Source organism: Proteiniphilum sp. X52, assembly GCF_003712195.1.
In the GTDB taxonomy this organism is placed as follows: domain Bacteria; phylum Bacteroidota; class Bacteroidia; order Bacteroidales; family Dysgonomonadaceae; genus Proteiniphilum.
Map to the genome: position 1 here is coordinate 50,973 of NZ_RDSD01000010.1, position 22,199 is coordinate 73,171.

Consider the following 22,199-nt stretch of genomic DNA (forward strand, 5'->3'; position numbering starts at 1 on the left):
TCATGGACAACACGCTGATTGTCTTTGCTTCCCATCACGGCACGGTGGAAAAATGTGCCCGGGAGTTGTTTCGGCTGATAGAGGGCAAGGTGGATATCTGTAACCTGAACAGAAGGGATTTCCTGCCCGATCTCTCCGGCTATGAGGCCGTCATCGTGGGAGGATCCATCCATAGCGGTAAGATACAACAAGAGATATCATCTTTTTGCCACCACAATCTCGAATTACTTGCCACAAAACGACTCGGCCTGTTTATCAACTGCGTCTATTCAGGTGAGAGGGCACAACAGCAACTCGACGAGGCTTTCCCGGAAACACTTAACCGGAAAGCTGTGGTGCGCGATTCCTTCGGTGGAGAGATCGACAAATTGAAACTGGGTTTCTGGGAACGTGTAGTCATTAACCGGATGATAGAGAAGGGAGACCTGGTCGTTGCGATCTCGAAAGAGAAAATTGAACGTTTTGCCAATGTAATGTCCTCCGTCAATGAGCCGAAAGAGCAATAGACATATACTCTTCCCTCTGGTCTTGCTGGCCTATTTTGCCATTATGGCCGCGATGGCTTATCCCCGATATAAGGCGTCCGGAAACTGGAGCGAGTACTTCGGGATTATCGGGATCTGTTTGTTGACGGCAATACTGCTCTTCTTTATCCTTAAGAGGAGACAAAAAATAAGAGATCGACTCTCCTCCAAAAAAGATCTGAATCAATGAGGTATTTGTTCCTGTTTTTTTTATCCATTCTTGCACTCCCCGCTTCCGGGCAGACGTCGTACCATCCGCAATATTATAAATTCCGTGTCTATCTGAAAGACAAAGGAGATATTCCCCATTCCCCCGATAAGCCTGAAACCTTTCTCTCCGGACGCGCAATTGAAAGGAAAAAGAAAGAAAAAGTGACGATTGATCGGTCGGACCTGCCTATCTCGTCCGACTATTTTACACTGGTGGAAAAAGCCGGTGGAAAGGTTATCACACATAGTAAGTGGTTTAGTACCCTTGTTGTGGAGGTCGGCGACAGTGTAGGGATCGGAAATATCGAGTCCCTCCCGTTTGTCGATTCGGTGAAATATATCTGGCGGGGAAACAAACTGCCTGCCGCGGAGAGAGCCCGTCCCCGTTTGGTGCCGGTAGGTTGTCATGAATTGTTGGATGCTGATACTGAATACGGTTTTACCGATGCACAGTTTCGGATGCACAATGCCGTTATAATGGCGGATGCCGGATTCAGGGGCAAGGGTATGCTGGTGGGCGTGATCGATGCGGGATTTACCAATTTTGATGTGATCCCCCGATTCGAATCGGTCAGGCTGGGAGGATATATGGATTTTGTGCCATCCGGAAGTATATTTTCCTCCAGTGACCATGGTACCAAAGTGTTGTCCACCATGGCGACCGACCTGCCGGGAGTAATGATGGGTTCCGCACCGCAAGCCACCTATTGGCTCCTGCGATCCGAAGATACCACCAGTGAGTTTCCCGTGGAAGAGGATTATTGGGTGCGGGCTGTTGAATTTGCGGACAGCCTGGGGGTGGATATTATCAATACATCACTGGGATACAATTCTTTTGACGACAACCTATTGAACTATACGCATGCCGAACTGGATGGAAGTGTGTCGATGATGTCACAGGCTGCCGATATGGCCTATGAAAAGGGAATATTGATAGTGGTGAGCGCCGGCAACGAAGGAAACAAGTCATGGCAAAAAATCACCCCGCCGGCGGACGCGAAAAATGTGCTCGCGGTGGGAGCCGTGGGTACGGACAGTGTTATTGCCTCTTTCAGTTCACACGGGTTGACGGCTGATTACCGTATCAAGCCGGATCTGGTTTCCGTGGGGAGAGAAACCGTTACCATTGGCCGGGATGGGGCCATAGTACACACAAACGGCACCTCCCTCTCATCTCCTTTCCTGACCGGGCTGATAACCTCACTATGGTCGGTGAACCCTGCCCTGCACCGCTCGCAGTTGGTAGATATCGTGAAACGATCGTCCGACCGGTATCTCACCCCCGACTCCATATATGGATACGGTATTCCTGATTTTCATCAGGCGATGAAAGAGATATTGGGTAAACTGGAGATTTATCCCAAAAAAGTGACGGACAACGGATGGGATATTCGTCCCCAATCCTCGGGCGATTATGTGGTGAGCCTTTCTTGTCCGGTGTTCTCTCCCTCTTCTTACTCGTTCCGCGTACTCGATGAATCGGGTTCTTTGATCTCCGCGTACAGATTCAGTGAAGAGAATGCGCTCCTTGTCCCACTCCGGGACACTATCCGCAAGAATAACCGGTTCCTCTATTTTGTGACGGAGGAGCCGTTCAAGCAACGTCTATATAAGGTGGAGATCTGATGATGAACCAATCTTCTCTTACATTATCCGAACTCAACCGTCAGGTGAAGGATGCTATCCGCGACCATCTGCCCGAAACCTGCTGGATGCGGGCCGAGACAAGCGATGTGCGTCGTAACCGCAACGGGCATTGTTATCTCGAATTCATAGAAAAAGATGCTGTAACGCAATCCATCATTGCAAAAGCAAGGGGTGTGATCTGGGCAAACGTTTTTCAGATGTTGTCTGCCTATTTCGAGAATCAGACCGGACAGCAGTTCACATCGGGGATCAATGTATTGGTACGTGTCTCGGTTGAGTTCCATGAACTCTATGGGTATTCACTTACCGTAGTGGATATCGATCCCTCGTTCACCCTTGGGGAGATAGCCCGTAACAGGCAACGCATCCTGAAACAACTCGAGGAAGAAGGTGTTTTAACGCTTAACAGGGAACTGCAGTTGCCGGAATTGGCCAACCGGATTGCGGTGATTTCGTCGCCTACTGCCGCCGGCTATGAGGATTTTTGTGATCAGTTGGCGAACAACCCCGGGGGACTTGTTTTCTATGCGAAATTATTTCCGGCGGTCATGCAGGGCGACAGGAGCGAAGCTTCCATTATTGCGGCATTGGATAAGGTGTTTCAATACAGCGAACTGTTCGATGCCGTGGCTATTATCCGGGGCGGGGGAGCATCGTCGGACCTGAACTGCTTCGACTCCTACCTGCTGGCAACGAATGTGGCGCAATTCCCGCTTCCGGTCATTAGCGGTATCGGCCATGAAAGGGATGTGACCGTACTGGATATCGTGGCACATACCCGCGCGAAGACACCCACAGCGGTAGCCGAGTTTTTCATTGCCCGCCTCACCCGGACGGCGACCGAGATTATAAGCCTGGAAGAGAGGGTGGTGGCTGAAAGTCAATCGCGGCTGTTGAAAGAACAAACCGATCTTTTTTCGTTGTCCAAAGAATTAGTGCACCAATCCTCCCTTATGATACAGCGAGAGATGGCTGCAACACAACAGCTTTCGGGTAAGATGAAATATGGAGTGAAGCATTTGTTGCAGCATCAAGCCCACCTGTTGGAAAACAGGGGGCAATTCATTCGGATGGTCTCTCCGGTGAATATCCTCAAACGCGGCTATACCCTCACACTCAAGGAGGGGAGAATTGTGACTTCGTTGCATGACCTCTCTGCGGATGATATTATTGAAACCCGTTTCAGGGATGGTGTTTCCACCTCTGTTATCACGCAGGTTGTTCCCCGCAAGCCTCTTGAGAAAGATTGAATGAGATTGGGAGAGGATTGGATGAGATTACGCGGGATTGAGAAAGAGAGGCACAAATCAATTTGAGAATAGTAATATTTTAATGAGAGCATGAAAAAAATCACTTATACGGAAGCCAAAAAAGAACTCGAAGCAATTGTCTTTGCCATTGAGTCGGGTGAATTGGATGTGGATGCCCTTACCGAGAAAGTAAAAAGGGCGTCGGAACTGATCGCTTTTTGCAAGGAAAAGCTGACCAAAACCGATATAGAACTACAGAAAATTTTGGATGATATCGCATGATACGTGAAAAGAAACGAAGCGTGATTATCGTGGCCGGAGGAAAAGGACGTCGGGTGGGAGGGGAATTGCCTAAACAGTTCCAATCCATCGGGGGTGAACCCATGCTGATGCGTGCTATCCGGGCTTTTTATGAGTATGACTACGGGATGCGTATTGTCGTGGTGCTCCCGGAGGAAGCGCGATTGTTGTGGTCGCGATTGTGCGAGGAACATCGATTCTCCCTCCCGCATACAATCGTGGCTGGTGGAGATACGCGATTTCATTCGGTGCGAAACGGGTTGGAAGAAATTTCGGCAGATGAGACGGTGGGAGTCCATGACGGCGCGCGTCCTTTTGTGACGTCCGGACTGATAGGCCGATGTTTTGAAGCGGCCTTCGAAAACCAGTGTGGGGTGATCCCGGTGGTGGATGAGGTGAACAGTGTGCGTCAACTCACTGAAACGGGAAGCCGGATGGTCGACCGGAAACAGTTCAAACTCGTTCAGACACCACAGGTCTTTCCGGCAGGGGAATTGAAAAAAGCTTACAAGACCGCTTTTGATCCTTCTTTTACGGATGATGCATCGGTGGCGGAGAAATGGGGTATGAGAATTCAACTGGTGGAAGGGGAGGAGACCAACATCAAAATCACCACTCCTTTCGATATGGCACTTGCAGGTTATTACTGTCAATTGATGGCAAATCGATAGATATTCGGTGTTTTATTCGGTAATTGGTATAGAGAATTGGGCTAATTCAAAAAATATCATTCCATTTTGTCAAAATATCATAGAAATTTATTACTTTTGAAGGATCAATCAAAAGCAGACACCTATGGAAAAAATAGATAAGTTAGATCGGCAGATTCTGGAGATCATTTCCCAAAATGCCCGGATTCCTTTCAGAGATGTGGCGGAGCAGTGCGGTGTGTCGCGTGCCGCCATCCATCAACGGGTGCAACGGATGATCGAAAACGATGTGATTACCGGTTCCGGATACCATGTAAACCCAAAAGTGCTTGGCTACGCCTCCAGCGCTTATATCGGGGTAAAACTCGAAAAAGGATCGATGTATAAAAATGTGATTCCCGAGTTCGATAAGATCCCCGAAGTGACCGAATGCCATTTTACCACCGGCCCCTATACCCTTCTGGTGAAGATATTCGCGCGCGACAATGAGCATCTGATGGATCTCCTCAATAACCGCATCCAGGAAATACCGGGTGTGGTGGCCACAGAGACGATGATCTCACTCAGCCAGAGCGTGAAGCGCGGAATTCCGATTATGAAGGATGCGAATGGAGAATAAGATTTCACCACCGCAATCCGTTTTTCTCACTCCTTAACCCGTATCATCAGACCCGAAAGGCATTGGATCATTTGATTGAAATCATCTTTCAATCCTCCCCGTTTTTGTTGTTTCATTCATTTTTGAGTCCGATTGAAAAAGTCAAAATGTGGAGTTTTTAATATCTCAACTTCCTGATAATCAAAATGTCATTTTCTTCGCAAGGAGTTTTAAAGTGTACTCATTTTTTTCATTGTTGTCCGATAAAAAATATTAAAGCTTTATAACTACTTGATGAACAATTTCTTAATACGGTCTAATTTTAAAACGAGGGCTTGCTGTTTATAATTATCTGGTTTTCAGTTTTTTACGTGTATTTGTCGAACAATAGTGATTTTTTTTGCAATTTTATTTGGTTTATAAAATAAACTGATTTATATTTGCAGTGTCAATTATGGTTTACAATATAAACCGATTTATAATATTAAAAACAAAGACAATGGAAGAGAAACAATTAAACGAGAAGGAGAGTCTGGAACTCATCGCTCGAATGATTCAAAACACGCAGCGTAAATTGGAGAAAGGCAACGGCTTGCCTTTCCTCACCTGGGGATATACCACCGTGGCGGTATCCCTATTGGTTTGGTATTTGTTTTCAAGCACGGGCAATCCCTATTGGAATTATCTATGGTTCCTGATACCTGTTATCGGGTTTCCCACCATGATGCTGATTATTAGAAAACAGGAAAAGGGAGTAAAGACCTATATCGACAGAATCATCGGTTACGTGTGGATTGCTTTCGGAATAGCGGGGCTTGCCGTGTCCACATCCGCCGTATTCGTGTGGAATCTGCCCATTTTATTTATCATTGTGCTGATGATGGGTACGGGAACGGCCATCACGGGAATGATTATCCGGTTTAAGCCGATAATCTTTTCGGGATTTGCGGGGATGCTGTTCTCCTTCCTCTGCCTCATTGTGAAAGGTTACGACTCCATTCTCGTTTTCGCACTTATCTTTTTGGTAATGATGGTCATACCCGGGCATATTCTGAATTGGAAAGGGCGAAAAAATGTTTAAGGAACTCGACCCGCTCCTCCACTCCGAACTTCGACTGGCAGTCATGTCGATACTGTTGTCGGTGGAAGAAGCCGATTTTGTGTATCTCAAAGAGCGAACCAACGCCACGTCGGGTAACCTGAGTGTGCAGATCGACAAGCTGAGCGAAGCGGGTTACATTGAAGTGGAAAGGGGATTTCAAGGAAAACGGACCCGCACCGTGTGCAAGATGACGCCCGTGGGAATCGCGGCGTTTGAGAAATACGTGGAGGCGCTGAAAGGATATCTTACTATCGAAAATCAACAACCGGATAAATAATTAAATAGATAATAATGAATCGATTAACTCTGACCATCTGGTTGGCGCTCGGCTACGCCTTTGCCGGTAGTCCTATAGCGGGTTTGAGGCAAAAAATGTCGGGATGAGGTGACTCGAACACCCGACCTCCACGTCCCGAACGTGGCGCGCTAGCCAACTGTGCTACATCCCGATCAATTTACGGCTGCAAAGGTAAATAATTTTTTCCTATTCCGAGAGGAATTTTATGGAAAATGATTATTTTTGCATCTGCAATGCGGCAATAGCTCAGTTGGTAGAGCATCAGCTTCCCAAGCTGAGGGTCGCGAGTTCGAGCCTCGTTTGCCGCTCAATCAGTATCAAGCACCTATCGATTTGTTTCGGCAGGTGCTTTTTGGTTATTGCTTCAACCGATTAAATGGCTGTAGATAAGAGCTATTCAAGTAAACATACAAATCGGGAAAATATACCTAAATTTGCAAGGAGAGCAAAATGAAATTAGTAAAGGTGGAAATTTTACTATTCAAAGAACGATCATTTAGTGTATGAATAATACGGAATTAATAAGACTGGTCGATGAATTACGAGCTTTACCCAAAGAGAACGAATGGGTGGAATTCAAATCTGGAAATGCGGTTACCAATGAAAGAATTGGACAGTATATTTCCGCCATCTCCAAGCGGCCTGTATTCATAACAAACCATTGGGCTATATTGTATTTGGTATAGATGATAAAACTCATGCGGTGCAGGGCACTTCTTTCAGGTTTCAAAAAAGAAAAGAAGGTAATTCAGAACTGGAACTATGGATCCGGCGATTACTCACCCCTTCCATCAAGTTCGAGTTTTTTCCTTGTGTTTATGAAGGGCATTACCTCGAAGTGTTTAAAATACCGGCAGCCGTTGGTGAACCCACTCACTTTAAGAATACTCCGTATATCCGTTTCGGATCAAGCCTGACTGAATTAAGAAAATATCCCCAATACATCAAGGCAATTTATAACTCGCAAGACGACTGGTCGGCCAAGATAATTGAGAACGCCACAATCAAGGATCTCGATAGGGAAGCAATTTCCCTTGCAAGAGAAAAATTCAAGGAAAAGATGACCGGAAAACCTTTCTTCGATGATATAGACTACTGGTCGGATGAAACCTTTCTCGACAAGGCGAAAATTACCCTCAATGGCAAAATCACCAACACCGCTATTATTCTTTTGGGAAAACCCGAATCCTCACATTATATTCTGCCTAGCGTGGCGCAAATTACCTGGAAACTCGATACAGAAGAAAAAGCATACGAGCATTTTGAAATACCTTTCCTCATTTCCGTGAATGATGTTTTGAAACAAATACGGAATGTCAAATATAAATTCTTCCCGAGTAATCAGCTCATTGCCGTTGAGGTACAGAAGTATGACCCTGAAGTTATACTTGAAGCATTGAATAATACCATTGCACATCAAAACTATAGCTACTTCTCCCGTATCATCGTAACTGAACAGACAGGAAAACTGATATTCTCCAATGCCGGAAATTTCTTTGAGGGAAGTGCAGAGGATTATACCACGGGAAACAAGACTCCACAGAGATATAGGAATCGATGGTTGGCCGATGCGATGGTTACCTTAAAGATGATCGACAGCATGGGATACGGTATCCATAAGATGTATAAAAGCCAGATGCAACGATTTTTCCCTTTGCCGGACTATTCAAAGTCAACTATGGATGAGGTAGTGCTTGAAATATAAGGCCATGCCATTGATGAGAATTACTCAAAGCTCCTGATCGAGAAAAAAGGCGACATCGACCTGACCGATGCCGTGCTTTTGGATAAAGTGCAAAAGTCACTTCCTATCAATGATAAAGCAGCCCAGAGATTAAAACAAAAAGGATTTATAGAAGGAAGGAAGCCAAACTACTTTATCTCCTCACAGATAGCCAGGATAACCGACAAAAAGGCTCAGTACACACGTAATAAGGGATTAGATACGGAACTACTCAAATCATTTATTCTAAGGCATATCGATATACATGGCTACGCTACCAGAAAAGAAATAGATGAATTGCTAATGGATAAGATGCCTGATTATTTGGATGAAAAACAACGTAAAAAGAGAATTGAAAATATCTTACAAGATATGAGAAACGATACTATTAAAAATATTGGGAGTCGCAAAGTTCCTAAATGGGTAAAAAAGAAAGATTAAGGGATAAATTAGGGATAAAAAATAGCTGTTTAAGGAATAAAAAATCGTTATGACTTGATAAAGAGTGTTTTAATATGTTTGGATTAGGGACAAAGTAGAGATAAATAAGGAATAAACTAGGGATAAACAAGAGAAAGAACTAGGAAAGGGTTTAAGCGTTTTAAGGAAAGAAAATCTATCTATGTTTTGATAATCAGTACCTTGCTTACCATACATATTGGATATTTCTTTAAGTGAATTAGTTTCGATTTAATCTGACAGTTAAAGGGCAAACAAATTAAATTTGTAATGCTAAAAACAAAATCAAGTTTAACCCTTTAAAACTGTCAGAAATGAATGTAGAAACAAAAGTAATTAAAAGTAGGTTGGGTTTATTGAACTTGGCCGAAGAATTAGGCAATGTATCATTAGCCTGCAAGTATTTAAGATATAGCAGGGATACATTTTATCGTTATAAGGATTTATTCTCGGAAGGAGGAGAAGAAGCCCTGCGGGAGATGAGTCGTAAAAAGCCCAATATCAAGAACCGTATAGAAGCCCATATTGAAGAGAGGGTTGTTTCCTTTGCCATGGAACATCCGGCTTTCGGACAAACCCGGGCATCGAATGAATTGAAAAAAGAGGGCATGTTTATTTCACCCTGCGGAGTTCGTTGTGTATGGCTACGGCATGATCTGGAAACATTTCAAAAGCGATTGAAAGCCCTTGAGAGCAAGGTTGCACAGGAGGGACTAATCCTTACCGAATCACAGGTGGCAGCCCTGGAGAAAGCCAAGGAGGAAAAAGTAGCCCACGGGGAGATAGAGACCCATCATCCCGGTTATCTTGGCGCCCAGGACACCTACTATGTCGGCCATATCAAAGGTGTCGGCAAGATCTTCCAGCAAACCTTTATCGACACCTATTCCAAAGTAGCCACCGTCAAACTCTATGACCGCAAAATAGCACTCGTTGCTGCTGATATGCTCAACGACAGGGTTGTCCCCTTATATGACCAGTATGGTGTTCCTTTACTGCGTGTTTTGACCGACAGGGGTACAGAATACTGTGGTGCCAGGGAACATCACGAATATCAGTTGTATCTGGCTCTTGAAGACATAGAACACAGTAAGACCAAAGCCAAGAGTCCCCAAACCAATGGTATTTGCGAACGGTTCCACAGGACCATGCAGGATGAGTTCTATGCCACGGCATTCCGTAAAAAGATTTATAACAGTCTGGAAGAACTTCAAACCGATGTGGATGTCTGGTTGGAATACTATAACAATGAAAGACCTCATAGCGGTAAACATTGTTATGGTAAAACTCCAATGCAGACATGGTTAGACAGCATTCATCTTGCAAAAGAGAAAATGTTATCCGATCATTACCAAAATGTTGTATCTTTGCTCCCGTCAGGTGAAAAGGAAACAGGCTCTGCTGGGGAGCAACCTGCCAGCGATAATCTGACTGACTGGAATGGTCAAGGGGGACTAAAATCCCCCTCTAATTATCTTCCTATTCCAAGAAATTATGGCTTAGAAAACCCATCATATAGAATATAACAAAATCGCCCTACTGTCAATCAAGTCTAAACTTTTACAATTTAGGAGGGTTTGCAAACCCTCCTAAATTCCTATTTATCCAACAATACGTAAGTTTGAATTATTTATCTTACAGAATCTCTCTATTATGTCTATAGGTAGACTGAAAGCATCTGATAATTCTTCATTACTATAATCAAGTTCTTTTATATGGATATCGTAAGCGTCTTTAAAGACAGTTGGTTTATCTATAAATACATGAATCGGTTCTTCTTTTCGATACCCTTTTCTGCTTAATTCCACATTGAAATATTTATATTTATCATCGTTAATAGCCTTTAAGTCATACGCTCTCCTAACGATTGATGCCATAGAGGTTAGCCAATACCTTTTGAGTTCAGCTAAAGAACTTAATTTTAGGTTTAAAAGATCATTGTATATACCTTCACTAGGCATTAGGAATTCGGAAGCAAATTCATTTGCTTCTTTTTCTTTATCCCTATAATTATAGATTATAAAGTCTTTCTCACTATGCATTATCAGATGGCCAAGTTCATGAGCAATCGTAAACCGCTTTCTATCATTACTTGCGTATTTACTTATTACAATAATTGGATATCCTTTGTCAGAAATAAATGATACCCCGTCAAATTTGTCATTATCTAAATCTGTTTCAATGATAATTATTCCAGATTCTTCTAATAATCCACATATTCTCCTCACTGGTGTACGGTTTTCCATTAGACCTAAATTCTTACGTATATACCGTGCAGCATCCTTAATGGAGTAACCTTGTTCCAAATCAATAGTTTTAAGTGTGAAGTCAGGAAACTCTACGCTATCAGACAATTTATCTACGATATATCCAATGAGTCTATAGGAGTATTCAATCTTAGATTTGTCTTTCTTTCCCATACTTTTCTTCCTGAAATTTACATTCTCAGAAATATTATATATTTTTTCATCAAAGAAACTGTATGGGAAGTTTAGTGCCTTTGCAATTTTCTCGAGCACGTTATCTGAGATGGTGTTAAACCCTTTCTCAAATTTGGAGAGGTTTGACTGTGACAATCCTTCAATTTTACCTGCTAATTCCCCTTGAGTCATCCCTCTGTATTCTCGAGCAATTGTTAATTGAAAGTGCCTCGATTCCATTTTTTTGTTCCTTCTTGTTTTTAGTTTAAATCATGTATAAATATGAAGCTGGAGAGCATTCTGATTAAACGTATATTATGATGTCTTTTTTCGCTTTACTGATTCTTTTGGTTTTACGAGAGCTCCTCTCTCTGGCGTTATAGGCCTTTTACCTATTATCATAGGTTGAGATTTTTGTATCTCTGACTCTTCGATTGACCATTGAACACGATTGTTATCAATATAGATTAATTTTGGGGCACACATTTCCCCAAATCTATTCTTTCTGTAACCGAAGAATATAATTGGTTCTGTTATTCCAAAATCCTCATTAAATAGAGGCTCTTGCACTTGATTGTAAATCGATTCAGTTAGCCTGGTTACAATATTCATCGGAAGATTATAGTTATTTAATTTCTTAAATAATATCTGACAGTTATTCTTCCTTATAACCACTCTTTTGTATTTCCCGATCTTTAAAGCTTCGGCAAAATTCTCTTCAAATCTTTCAATAACGCAACTCCGGAAGACTGATGTCTCGAGAAGTCGGTCACGGCAACTCATAGGATAGTGAGATATCCTGTCATTAAACAATTTAACTCCTTCGTTAAAGCTTTGAAATAAAAGAGGTAAAACCTCTTTTAAATCATTTAAAGCTTCTTTTTTAGAAATAATTCTCCGTTTTAGAAAATTATTTCTTACTTTTGTCGGTGCAATATCTAACATGTAAAAATTATTTTGTGAATGCTCTCCTGCATTCATATCTATTAAAATAAACCCTGCTTCCAACAGAGGTTTATTTTTTTACCAATATGTATCACCCTTTGGAATGATTTTTTCTGGTAATACTGCAAATGTATATATTTTTTTAAAATAATTGTATATAGCACTATATAATTTATCAACAATTTTGTGCGTTTGTTGGAAAGTTTTTTCCAATTTGCTGATTATTATGTGATTGGGTTTTGCCGGAATCAATTCTTATGAGGGGAGATCTCCTATTTCATCACATTTATAGGATTAGGCAGCCTATAGAAATTCGTATTATTTTCGATATTATTGGAGTGTACATGAATATTTGCTTGTGGCTAATAGGCGTGTAATATATTTTTTGTTGGGATTTAATAGCTTAGAATTCACCTCTCTCCTTTTTTTAGGAGATGGATTGTTATAACCGGCTGTTACATTCTTTCCCGTGCTATGACCAACCATTTGTTTAACGAAAATCTCACTGATATACATTTCACTCGTAAGGTAGGTTACATAGCTGTTACGGGTATAGGCGGTCGATAAATTCCGGTCTATTCCTAATTGTGCCGCTATCACTTTTAATGAATTATTTATCGGATTTAATGCCAGTTGAATAGCATCTTTTATCGTTCTCTCGTTCTTGTCAATTCTTTCAATGCCATTAAGGAATGGAAAGATATATCCATCCTGTTCTTTATTGCCGTGTCGGTTAATTATCTCCACCATTGGAGGTAGTATAGGAGCACAAATAGGCTCTGGATTTTTTTTCTTTTTTGTATCTCTCGTTTTCTTACGATGAAATACAATCTCTTGGGATGCTCCGTCGATATCTTTGTATTGTAACCTGCATAGATCACCGAAATTTAGTCCGTTACAATAGAACATGAATACGAAAATATCCCTTGCAAGTATCAACCCTTGATTGTCAGTTTCAAAGTCCTCTATTTTCCAAATATCCTCAATGTCTAAAGCGATAGATTTTCTTCCTCCTTTCGGAATAGAATATTTATTTTTACCCTCTCCAAATGGATAACGATTTCCGGTTAGATAAGGATCTTCACCGTTATTTATTATTGCCCTAAGTGTTCTCATATAAATTCCGATAGTAGCGTATTCTATACCGGTCTCACTCCAAAAGTCTTCGCAGTCAGATAAAAATTTCACCGTGATATCGTCAAATTTAATATCAGCGATGACGTTTAAAACATCTTTACCTTTTGTCTTATGTTTTTTATTTATGCATTCTTCAATACAATACTTCGGTAAATATTCAATTAACTAATTAAAATTCAATGATTTACATAACATAGTTTAACATAAAAAAGATGGTTAAGTATCTGATTCTCAGTATCTTTATAGCTGATCAAAGCCTAATAAAGATGGATAGAACCAGCATACTTAACCAATATAAAGGTATCTGTAGTGATGTTCCAGGTGAACTAACTACGAAGTTAAACAAAAGTTTCAAATCATTCCTTATGGAGACGCTTATTTTGTATCTGGTCATTCCCGGCAGGATTAATTTCCTACAATTGGGAAGATATGGCAAGTCGTGTGAACAGCGATTTCGCCAGAACTTCTCGAAGGATTTTGATTGGCTGGAGTTTAACTTGTCTTTGTCTGATAGGGTATTAACCGGAGATCGCAAGGCTATTGCCATTGATCCCAGTTATATATCCAAATCAGGAAAGAATACCCCTTGGATTGGTTACTTCTGGTCGGGTGCAGCCGGTCAGGCGAAAAGAGGATTGGAAATCCTGGGAGTGGGCCTTATAGACGTCGATAACAAGGATTGCATCAATCTACAGGCCGTTCAGACTCCGGACCGTCAAACCCTGGAGAGTCGTGATGCCAACCTGATTGACTGGTACCTTTTGGTCCTTAAATCGATGCAGGAGAAACTCCATCGGGCAAGCCGTCACGTGGTTGCTGATGCCTACTTCGCAAAGAACAACTTCGTTACGGGTCTGCAAGAGATGAAGTTTGATCTGGTCAGCCGTTTCAGGGATGACGTCGCACTTTATTATCCAACACTGCAGAAACCGACAGGCAAGAAAGGCAGGCCTAAACTCTACGACGGAAAGATTGACATGGCCAACCTGGATACAACCAGAGTGCAAAAGATCAATATTGATAACGGTGATCTCTACACCTTGATAGCCTATTCCAAATCACTTAAACAGATGGTCAGGCTTGTCATCTGGTATTCCAAGGATGGGAAAAATCCCAAACTGTTCTTCTCTACCAATCCTGAGATGAGTGGAAAAGATGTTATAGAATTTTACCGCACCCGTTTTCAGATCGAGTTTTGCTTCAGGGATGCCAAAGGCTTCACAGGACTGATGCAATCGCAGGCAAGGGACGTGGCAAAGCTATCGTTCAACTTTAATGCATCTCTTACCTCGGTCAACCTGGCAAAGGTGCTGGCAAGGGAAAGAGGTATTCCTTTTTCGATGGCATCATGTAAAACGATGATACACAACGCCTACTTGCTTGAACGATTTATTTGCGTGTCCGGCATTAAACCGAACAGAAGATTAAATGATAAACTTGTCAAGGAACTCATTGAGTTTGCAGCAAGTGCTGCTTGACTCCAAACTATATTTTTAACGAACTATTGTCAATAAACAGCTGTTTGGCTGTTTTACTTTTGATTTTTCTGTAATACTGAAAACGTATAAGAGCGTTTAATGTGGTTCTGTATATTGTTGCATTCCCAACCTTGAAAGTATTGTTAAAAGTGTTTATTTTTATTTTTATCAGAAAATAATTTAATGGCTCAAAACTATTCAGTATTGACCAAGTCTGATACATTGTCCATTGATTCCAGGATTTTTGAATCAATCAGGAAAGTTATCATAACAAAATTCAAGGGAGTTATTGAAGATGATAAACCTAATTGTATTATATATTTGGATGCACATTGGCTGAATGAAACTATCTTACTGGCTGCTGATGATTTAATATTGGCTAAAGAAATTCCGGAAAGTGTTCTGGTCGGTATTATTCCCGAAAATAGGGAGAAAGAATTAACTGAAAAAGACTATCTTTCAAAATTTATCACAGAAGAACTAATTCCCTATTTATCGAAAGAATACAGTATATCTTCCAATATTACTATTGCTTTCTATTCTTTCGGAGGTTATTTTGCCACGCATTTGTTTCTCCAGAAGAATGATATTTTTAATTCCTGTATAGCCATTAGTCCAACATATTGGCCAAATAATTGTGAAATTCTCGAGTTGATGGAAAGGAAATCAAAAGACAAAAGTATCTCGGGTAATTTGTATCTTGCAATCGGCGACAGGCGATGGGTTGAAGTCTCAGTACGGGATTTTGTCTTTAAAGCAAAAACAATATTGGAGAAAGACAATAATATCCGATTTAAATTTAATGATTTAGAAGGGTTTAGTCATAGCTCAACACCTACTGTTGGTTTTGGACTTGGACTTGGTTTCATTTTTGATGAGTGGGAATGGGGTAATATTCTGGAAGAGCAAAATGAGTATTTAAGGGTTTATCCAAGATCTTGGGGACATCTTGAACTTAAAGGGGATGCTTTGTGGCATATGCGAAGAAAAATTGAAGCAAGAGAGTTTTACGATAAGGCTTTATCTAACTTATCAGAAGATCAGGAGCTATCAGTGGAGAAAGAAGTTGAAATTCGAGAAAGATTGGAAGAAAAAATCAAAAACTGTCATTAATTAAGAGATTTTGTTGAATGCTTCTCTTCTCTCAAAAGATGAGAAGATATAGAATTCCTTTCCGGATATTTCATGATCGATACCAGCGATAGTACCAGATCTTTCGACACATGGCAAGGTCCATTGTCAGACAGTAGTTTTGGCGGTCGTTTGTTTGTCAGGCCTACCACTTTCATCGCCCTGTCAACCGTTCGTTTGACATCCTCTGCATTCACGATTTCGCACAGTTTCCAATGCGCGATGTAGCGGCTGTAATCATCCATAATGGTGGAAAGGTAATACCATCCCCATCCGATAATTTTGCAACAGGTAAAATCGCAACTGTCAAAAAGCTAACAACTAAGTAAAATCAAGAAAATATGCCGAAAAAAGGAGAGTAATTTTTACCCTCATTATGCGAACGAGAGTAATTTTTTTGTATTTTTGCCCTTGTGTTAAAAACGAGAGTAAAACTTACACTTGAAAGATATGAGCAAATTTGATCGTAAGAAACCATATAATGACCTGCCATTGCTACCGCCAAAGGCAGATATTGAAACGAAAAAGATACTTCGCAAAACCATTTCCGCCGGTAGGGCCCTGGCACAACTCAACGGTACTTTGTTGAATTTGCCCAATCCTACCCTGTTTCTGGACACGATCTACCTGCAGGAAGCAAAGGCGAGTTCCGAAGTGGAAAATATCATTACAACCAATGACGAACTTTACAAATCCCTTGTAGCCGACAGAAAAGTGCAAAATTCTGCTACGAAAGAGGTGTTAAGTTACAAGGAAGCACTTTGGTCTGGGTTAGAACAACTAAAGACCAAGCCTTTTATCACCACCAACCTTTGCATAAGAATTGTGCAGTGTATCAAACAAAACAACGCCTCTATCCGGGTTACTCCGGGCACAACGTTGAGTAATACACAAGGCGAGGTGATTTATACCCCGCCAAGTGGAGAAACCGTTATCCGGGAGAAATTGGCAAATCTGGAAAAGTTTATCAATGAGGATGAAAGCATAGACCCCCTTATCAAAATGGCGTTGATGCACTATCAATTTGAAGCCATTCACCCATTTGCCGACGGTAACGGACGAACAGGACGGATTTTGTTATTGCTCTACCTCAAACTTTCGGGGTTATTAGACACTCCGGCCATTTATTTGAGTGGGTACATCATCAAAAATAAGACGGAATATTACCAAAGACTACGTGGTGTAACTGAAAAAAATGAGTGGGAAGAATACATCCTGTTCATGTTGGATATGATAGAGCAGACTTCTGCAAGAGGTTTGGAACGGCTAAACAACATAACAGAATCAATAGACAAAACCGCTGAAGAAATAAAAACAAAATTGCCAAAAATCTATTCCAAAGATTTGGTTGAAATTTTATTCCGGTTGCCATACACCAAACGGCAGCATCTAATTGATGAAAACATCGGAAACGCCAAAACAGTCGGAAATTATTTAATAACGTTAGAAGAAAATGGATTTTTGAAATCGGTAAAAGTCGGAAAAGAGAAATTGTATTTGAATGAAAGGCTGTTGAAGATTTTGGAATAATAAATATTGCCCGGAGAGCATAAGACTCTTGCTGCATTTTCAGTTCCATTGCCACCGCAAAAACAACCTTTACATTTCTATCCCTCTCAGGTTAACTCCATCAATCCCCGTCAGTTCTATTTTCAGTCGACTATTTGTAGTCAACTGAGGATGCAATCTTCCGACGATAAATATTACAAAATCGATGTTGCTGAATGTAGAACCAATCTCACCATCTGCTTGATAAATCCTGCCATATTTTTTCTCAATCTTTGCTGTACGGTTTTTTTCTTATTTTTGAACAAGTAAAAACAATACTGTTGTCGGAGGAACGTGGAAAGGCATCCATTACATGCGAAGCCTTCCTTCCAGCGTGAGGAATCCCCCGACACCCGGGCAAGTGAAGCAGCGGACAAAATTCTCCATCATGATCGAGTTTCTAAAACCGCTCACACCTTTCCTGCGGATAGGGTTCAAAAGCTACGTCAACAGGTAGACAGCGTTCAATGCAGCGATGTCTTATAATGTCAACAATGCGATAGATGGTGAGGTTCCCGATTATGTGTTAAGACGTAGATATACAGTCTTGTTTTATATTGATGATGTTTTGGGGTGTTGTTTGCTGTCTACTCTTTTCTCCTTTTTACTTCACAGTAAAAAGCCTTCTGATTTTTCAACACCCTTTCTTACTTTAGTGGGATTGATTTTTTTCAATTTGCTAATATTCTGCATTTTCCATTGTACAGATGGAAAATGTAAATATTCCTCATATTCAGTATGTCGGGACAGTTCTTCCCCGGCCTCGAAAGCAATTAAAAATTCCTTGTCCTGTAGGCTCAAATTTGAATTAATGAAATCAATCAATTTCTCCCGAGTTTCCTCATATTCATTATACGAAAATGGAATTTTAGTCATTTCCGAAAATTGTTTCACAAGCGTTTCCTGATGATCTACTCTATTTGGTTTGAGCGACTCAATAATGGGCCGGTCGCCACCCAGAAGGCAATAGAGAAAACCTCTTTTAATCTGGTCAAAGTTAGTGATGAAGTCGAACATCAAAGCTCTACTCTTCCTCTAAAGTCGGGATAATCCTTAAAAGCAATTCAACCTGTTGCCGGTACATTCTATTCATAATAGACTAAATCTCTCGGTAAGGTTATCTGATATTTTGGATCATAAACGCCATTTTTCGCGTTGGAACGTTTCCCTTTGCCCAAGTCTATCCTGTCCAAATTCAATTCATGGAACCACGAATGCCCGGCTTTTTCTGCCATATAAAGAAATAGCCGTTTCACTTTTACAGATTTATTTTCCTCTAATAATTGCTGCAGTAATTTTGGCCTCAATCCATTAAGCATTTCCATGATCTGGTACAAATCGGTAAGATTGTAATACTTGGGAGCAAGGTCTAAACTTTCCAGAAATGCCCTTTCAGGCAGAGAAACCGCTACCTCGAAATTGTTTTCATTGACTGTTGATATTCCTTCCTCGCTATATTCCGAGGATTTCTTCAGTATATCAACACCCCAGTCATATTCCGAAAACCATTTTGGAAACCATGCACCCCGGGGGCTATATATTACTATCGTTTGCCGGCCAAGTGGAACGTAATGGGCCAATCCCCGCATTTCTAAAGCTGGTACCGCTCCTATGTGGAGTTTCTTACCTAATTGGCTGTTGTAGCACGACAAAGCACTAAACAAGGTAGGTTTTTCACCTGTCCTGTACATCACAGCGTCATCTATTGCCGTAAGCCATTGCGAATTACGGTAATGTCTCTGCAGAGAATAGGATATTCCATTTTGATTTAGCCACGAGCCAAAGTACAATGCCCCGGGTGGAAATTTCTGCAGTAATGAGTTTATTTTTGTTTGTCCTGTTGTAGTCATACTGCAAATATACTAAAAATAATAAACTATATGCGTTTGTTTCAGAATCTTTATGATTATTCTCCATCGGCCTGATGGTTGGCATACTCTCGACTTTGCTGATTTGCTTCGCAATTCGCAAACTCAAATAAAAATGGATGAAGATCCTCTCCGTCGGCATGGATTATCATCCATGCCCTTTGTTCAAGATCACAATTTGTGATCTCAAACAATCATGTCTTCCTTTACGCTCCTTATATTGTATATCTTACTCTGTATTATGGCTAATTCCATGAGCTATTTAATTATAATCAAATTCTCTTTTATCTTGGTTTTACAAATCCTATCGGATTACGTAGTTTGCCGGATAGTTTCTTTTGCGCTTGCAGTTCAGCCAATGACTCATTGATAAGTTCTAATTGCATCCTCGTATCTTCGTTGATATCATTGTAGTCGGTGAATACCTCTTCCATATATTCCTTGAGTTCGCTTACCTCTTTTTTTAGTTCCGACAGTTCATCCATTGGTGAATTGGTCAGCATATTTCGCACAAACATGAACGCACGCATGATTCTTATATTTGCCTCTATTGCCACATCACTGTTGAGAAGACCTGATAGCATAGCCACGCCCTGTTCAGTAAAAACAAAAGGGATTGCCGATTTAGGACGCTTGGCTCTGGATGTCATCACAAATTGTGATGAGATGCCTTTCCATTCAGTCTCTGTCAGTTGGAACATGAAATCTTCGGGGAAACGCTTTAAATTCCTTTTTACGGTTTGATTCATAACCCTTGTCTCCACACCGTACATCTCTGCCAAATCAAAATCCAGCATGACCTTTACGCCCCTTATATCGTATATCTTACTCTGTATTATTGCTAATTCCATGAGCTATTAAATTATAATCAAATTCTCTTTTCCCCCTTCTATAAATCCTTCGGTATAATATATCACCAATCTGATAAGCTTGTCCGATACAAAAGTAAAAAAATACAATTAAATACAATTAAATACAATTAAAGTGCTCGGTTATTACGGGCTAATACAATAATTTCGCATCGGTAAAAAATGAATTAATCAACAGATTTTTATAGTGCGCAATATCGAAAACTGTGGTTAATGTGCTTATAAATATTTATTTTATTTTATCGGGACTCGTTAAGAATATAGAGCGAGGTGCAAAAAATTAAAAATCAGAAGTATGAAAAATCTTATTAAATTATTGTTTTTTTCTTTTATTTTGATACAGGCCTATTCCTGTTCAAATGAAGAATTTGTACCAGAACTAAATACTGGCAGTTTTTCCGGGAGCGAAAATAAAGCTTTAACCCAGAAAGAGGCGGAAAAGCTTTTTTCCGAAGTCTTATCCAAAGCAACTTATGAAGAACCTACACTAAGGGCTTTTCTAAAGAACCAGGCTCTTCAAACAAAGGATAATGACTATAACGTATTTTATCCACTTACAAAGAATGAAATCGTAACTGGAAATAAAACATTTGTTGAAGTATTGCAAAGCTACGCAGGATATAAAGATCAGTTGGCAGATATAGAAAAAGCTGCACCATTGTTAAATATTTTTATTCCTGACCTTACGTTGTTCGATGAAAGCCTGTCAATTTACAACCTGGACATTAATGATAGTGATATACCTGTTTTTAATGCAGGAAAATTCTATTGGAATGGTATTGTTGTGGATTCAATAACCGAAGAGACAATTAACGAGTTACCAATGTTCCATACTTTAGTGGTAAATGAAAGTCCGAGGAGAAAAATTAAAAACCTAACCACTCGCTCTGCAGGAGCAAATCTAGAGTACGATTTTGTAGACGAAGCCTATGATCCTCAAAAGACAAACGTGTCCCAAGTTTCCACCAGAGGTAGGAAAGTAGAACCTATTTATTTGCCGGAACAGTTATCTGAGCATGTAAATCCTAGAAATAATTGGGTATATACAAGTGCATTCCCTGAAGGAACGTTAAGTGCTTTTAACAAAGCTGGAGCTGGAAATGGAGTACTTAGGCCGACTATGTATTTCAATCTTAATAAGGTTGAGGATATAAATTCTGACAATGTAGTCCTTGACCATCGCGTGAGTGATGTTATTTTCCGTATGAAGATAGACCCGAAATTATATTCTTATATTAACAAGTTCAAAGAGCCGAGTTTCCAATCTCCATTTCTCCAACAATGGGTATATAAGAGTAATGGTGGAGCTCCCTCATTTGCAGATATACTCTCACACTTATGGACTGAAGGAAATTTTACTTTTAAGATAAATGTGGTCACGGGCGATCGTGTACAGCTATTAATTCTTTCCATGCGACCCCAAGATATTTTTTCTGTAACGATAAGGGGAGAATTCAAACATAAGACATGGTTTCATAGACGAGAATATAAATATTGGATTGTAGAGGGGGAATTGGGCTCAAAATGGTATTATCCGCATGAAAATGGTACTGACGCTCGCCTTTCCTCATGGAACCCCTTTGAAGAATCATACAAAAGAACAATTTTTGTAGCAGCTGCAGGAAGTAATGCCAATGTCAAGAGAGAAGTACAAGTAACTAGTACTACTGTGATAAAGAATGGCGGATCAACTTCTAGTGGATCAAAAACAACCTTTCCAGTAACAAATGGGTCAGGAGGTGAATCAAGCATAAACATCACGAACAGTTGGGAAGTTCAAAATACAGTAAGTAATACTTCCAAAGTAAATATAGACATTACAAATAAAGATATAGATGGGGGGAATAATTTTGTCCACTACTTTGGAAGAAGTCCTATATCGTATGTAATGAGCAACAAGGTTTATCTGGAAACTGAAAGGTTCGGCTTATTTGATATATGTATCATACCCGTTAATAAAAATATTCAATGGAACTAAAAACGTCTTGGAATAACTTCGTATCTTGTTCGACTAGGAATGGTCGAACAAGGTTATATTTATA

At 40.5% G+C, this 22,199-nt stretch carries 21 protein-coding genes, 2 tRNA genes and 3 pseudogenes; 18 read left to right on the forward strand and 8 right to left on the reverse strand.

Annotated features, from left to right (window positions below):
• The first annotated feature begins 2 nt into the window (after window positions 1-2).
• The 9 genes from D7D25_RS09535 to D7D25_RS09575 all read left to right on the forward strand — a co-directional run bounded on the left by D7D25_RS09535 (window position 3) and on the right by D7D25_RS09575 (window position 6,558).
• On the forward strand, window positions 3-506 hold the full coding sequence (locus D7D25_RS09535) for a flavodoxin domain-containing protein (RefSeq protein ID WP_122968736.1): 504 nt from the start codon (window positions 3-5) through the stop codon (window positions 504-506).
• Window positions 487-714, forward strand: a complete 228-nt coding sequence (locus D7D25_RS09540) for an LPXTG cell wall anchor domain-containing protein (protein ID WP_122968737.1) — start codon at window positions 487-489, stop codon at window positions 712-714. Before D7D25_RS09535 ends, D7D25_RS09540 begins: the two co-directional genes overlap by 20 nt.
• The gene (locus tag D7D25_RS09545) at window positions 711-2,360 is read left to right on the forward strand and encodes a S8 family serine peptidase (RefSeq protein ID WP_122968738.1); all 1,650 of its coding nucleotides are present in this window, start codon (window positions 711-713) and stop codon (window positions 2,358-2,360) included. Before D7D25_RS09540 ends, D7D25_RS09545 begins: the two co-directional genes overlap by 4 nt.
• Window positions 2,361-2,362: 2 nt before the next feature.
• Window positions 2,363-3,631 carry an exodeoxyribonuclease VII large subunit gene (gene xseA, locus D7D25_RS09550; RefSeq protein ID WP_122968808.1) on the forward strand — a complete coding sequence of 423 codons (1,269 nt, stop codon included), beginning with the start codon at window positions 2,363-2,365 and terminating at the stop codon, window positions 3,629-3,631.
• Window positions 3,632-3,721: 90 nt separating this feature from the next.
• Complete coding sequence (xseB, locus tag D7D25_RS09555) at window positions 3,722-3,913, forward strand: exodeoxyribonuclease VII small subunit (RefSeq protein WP_122968739.1); 192 nt, start codon at window positions 3,722-3,724, stop codon at window positions 3,911-3,913.
• Complete coding sequence (locus D7D25_RS09560; protein ID WP_122968740.1) at window positions 3,910-4,602, forward strand: 2-C-methyl-D-erythritol 4-phosphate cytidylyltransferase; 693 nt, start codon at window positions 3,910-3,912, stop codon at window positions 4,600-4,602. The genes xseB and D7D25_RS09560 overlap by 4 nt, the downstream gene beginning before the upstream one ends.
• Window positions 4,603-4,726: 124 nt before the next feature.
• On the forward strand, window positions 4,727-5,200 hold the full coding sequence (locus D7D25_RS09565; RefSeq protein WP_122968741.1) for an Lrp/AsnC family transcriptional regulator: 474 nt from the start codon (window positions 4,727-4,729) through the stop codon (window positions 5,198-5,200).
• A 478-nt stretch (window positions 5,201-5,678) separates the two neighbouring features.
• Window positions 5,679-6,260, forward strand: a complete 582-nt coding sequence (locus D7D25_RS09570; RefSeq protein ID WP_122968742.1) for a hypothetical protein — start codon at window positions 5,679-5,681, stop codon at window positions 6,258-6,260.
• The gene (locus D7D25_RS09575) at window positions 6,253-6,558 is read left to right on the forward strand and encodes a transcriptional regulator (RefSeq protein WP_122968743.1); all 306 of its coding nucleotides are present in this window, start codon (window positions 6,253-6,255) and stop codon (window positions 6,556-6,558) included. Before D7D25_RS09570 ends, D7D25_RS09575 begins: the two co-directional genes overlap by 8 nt.
• A 98-nt stretch (window positions 6,559-6,656) precedes the next feature.
• Here the strand turns inward: D7D25_RS09575 and D7D25_RS09580 are convergent.
• Window positions 6,657-6,730 (reverse strand) — tRNA-Pro (locus D7D25_RS09580).
• An 84-nt stretch (window positions 6,731-6,814) separates the two neighbouring features.
• Here D7D25_RS09580 and D7D25_RS09585 point away from each other — a divergent pair.
• The 4 genes and pseudogenes from D7D25_RS09585 to D7D25_RS09605 form a co-directional block, all read left to right on the forward strand.
• Window positions 6,815-6,887: transfer RNA gene (locus D7D25_RS09585), tRNA-Gly, on the forward strand.
• A 338-nt stretch (window positions 6,888-7,225) separates the two neighbouring features.
• Window positions 7,226-8,284, forward strand: coding sequence for an RNA-binding domain-containing protein (locus D7D25_RS09595; RefSeq protein WP_255417254.1), 1,059 nt, complete (start codon window positions 7,226-7,228; stop codon window positions 8,282-8,284).
• Window positions 8,285-8,362: 78 nt separating this feature from the next.
• The gene (locus tag D7D25_RS09600; RefSeq protein ID WP_122968746.1) at window positions 8,363-8,743 is read left to right on the forward strand and encodes a hypothetical protein; all 381 of its coding nucleotides are present in this window, start codon (window positions 8,363-8,365) and stop codon (window positions 8,741-8,743) included.
• Between the two features lie 332 nt (window positions 8,744-9,075).
• Window positions 9,076-10,104 (forward strand): annotated as a pseudogene (locus D7D25_RS09605) (IS481 family transposase); the annotation flags it as partial.
• A 258-nt stretch (window positions 10,105-10,362) separates the two neighbouring features.
• Here the strand turns inward: D7D25_RS09605 and D7D25_RS09610 are convergent.
• From D7D25_RS09610 to D7D25_RS09620, 3 genes are all read right to left on the reverse strand, one after another.
• Complete coding sequence (locus tag D7D25_RS09610) at window positions 10,363-11,421, reverse strand: ImmA/IrrE family metallo-endopeptidase (RefSeq protein ID WP_122968747.1); 1,059 nt, start codon at window positions 11,419-11,421, stop codon at window positions 10,363-10,365.
• A gap of 75 nt (window positions 11,422-11,496) precedes the next feature.
• On the reverse strand, window positions 11,497-12,189 hold the full coding sequence (locus D7D25_RS09615; RefSeq protein WP_122968748.1) for a hypothetical protein: 693 nt from the start codon (window positions 12,187-12,189) through the stop codon (window positions 11,497-11,499).
• 267 nt (window positions 12,190-12,456) lie between these two features.
• Window positions 12,457-13,425 carry a tyrosine-type recombinase/integrase gene (locus D7D25_RS09620; protein WP_370453851.1) on the reverse strand — a complete coding sequence of 323 codons (969 nt, stop codon included), beginning with the start codon at window positions 13,423-13,425 and terminating at the stop codon, window positions 12,457-12,459.
• A 104-nt stretch (window positions 13,426-13,529) separates the two neighbouring features.
• On the opposite strand from D7D25_RS09620, the gene D7D25_RS09625 reads away from it, so the two are divergent.
• Window positions 13,530-14,741 carry a transposase gene (locus D7D25_RS09625; protein WP_122968809.1) on the forward strand — a complete coding sequence of 404 codons (1,212 nt, stop codon included), beginning with the start codon at window positions 13,530-13,532 and terminating at the stop codon, window positions 14,739-14,741.
• Window positions 14,742-14,924: 183 nt separating this feature from the next.
• The gene (locus D7D25_RS09630; protein WP_122968750.1) at window positions 14,925-15,854 is read left to right on the forward strand and encodes an alpha/beta hydrolase-fold protein; all 930 of its coding nucleotides are present in this window, start codon (window positions 14,925-14,927) and stop codon (window positions 15,852-15,854) included.
• Here the strand turns inward: D7D25_RS09630 and D7D25_RS09635 are convergent.
• Window positions 15,851-16,165, reverse strand: a pseudogene (locus tag D7D25_RS09635) (DDE-type integrase/transposase/recombinase); the annotation flags it as partial. The gene D7D25_RS09630 and the pseudogene D7D25_RS09635 overlap by 4 nt on opposite strands.
• 157 nt (window positions 16,166-16,322) lie before the next feature.
• Here D7D25_RS09635 and D7D25_RS09640 point away from each other — a divergent pair.
• Both D7D25_RS09640 and D7D25_RS18525 read left to right on the forward strand, forming a co-directional pair.
• Window positions 16,323-17,402, forward strand: a complete 1,080-nt coding sequence (locus tag D7D25_RS09640; RefSeq protein WP_122968752.1) for a Fic family protein — start codon at window positions 16,323-16,325, stop codon at window positions 17,400-17,402.
• A gap of 298 nt (window positions 17,403-17,700) precedes the next feature.
• Window positions 17,701-17,937: pseudogene (locus tag D7D25_RS18525) on the forward strand (DUF6266 family protein); the annotation flags it as partial.
• Window positions 17,938-18,029: 92 nt separating this feature from the next.
• Here the strand turns inward: D7D25_RS18525 and D7D25_RS18530 are convergent.
• From D7D25_RS18530 to D7D25_RS09655, 3 genes are all read right to left on the reverse strand, one after another.
• Window positions 18,030-18,437 carry a hypothetical protein gene (locus D7D25_RS18530; RefSeq protein ID WP_122968753.1) on the reverse strand — a complete coding sequence of 136 codons (408 nt, stop codon included), beginning with the start codon at window positions 18,435-18,437 and terminating at the stop codon, window positions 18,030-18,032.
• Between the two features lie 68 nt (window positions 18,438-18,505).
• Complete coding sequence (locus tag D7D25_RS09650) at window positions 18,506-19,270, reverse strand: type IV toxin-antitoxin system AbiEi family antitoxin (RefSeq protein ID WP_122968754.1); 765 nt, start codon at window positions 19,268-19,270, stop codon at window positions 18,506-18,508.
• Window positions 19,271-19,572: 302 nt separating this feature from the next.
• On the reverse strand, window positions 19,573-20,139 hold the full coding sequence (locus D7D25_RS09655) for an ORF6N domain-containing protein (RefSeq protein ID WP_122968755.1): 567 nt from the start codon (window positions 20,137-20,139) through the stop codon (window positions 19,573-19,575).
• 313 nt (window positions 20,140-20,452) lie between these two features.
• On the opposite strand from D7D25_RS09655, the gene D7D25_RS09660 reads away from it, so the two are divergent.
• Window positions 20,453-22,135, forward strand: a complete 1,683-nt coding sequence (locus tag D7D25_RS09660) for a hypothetical protein (RefSeq protein WP_122968756.1) — start codon at window positions 20,453-20,455, stop codon at window positions 22,133-22,135.
• Window positions 22,136-22,199: the final 64 nt, after the last annotated feature.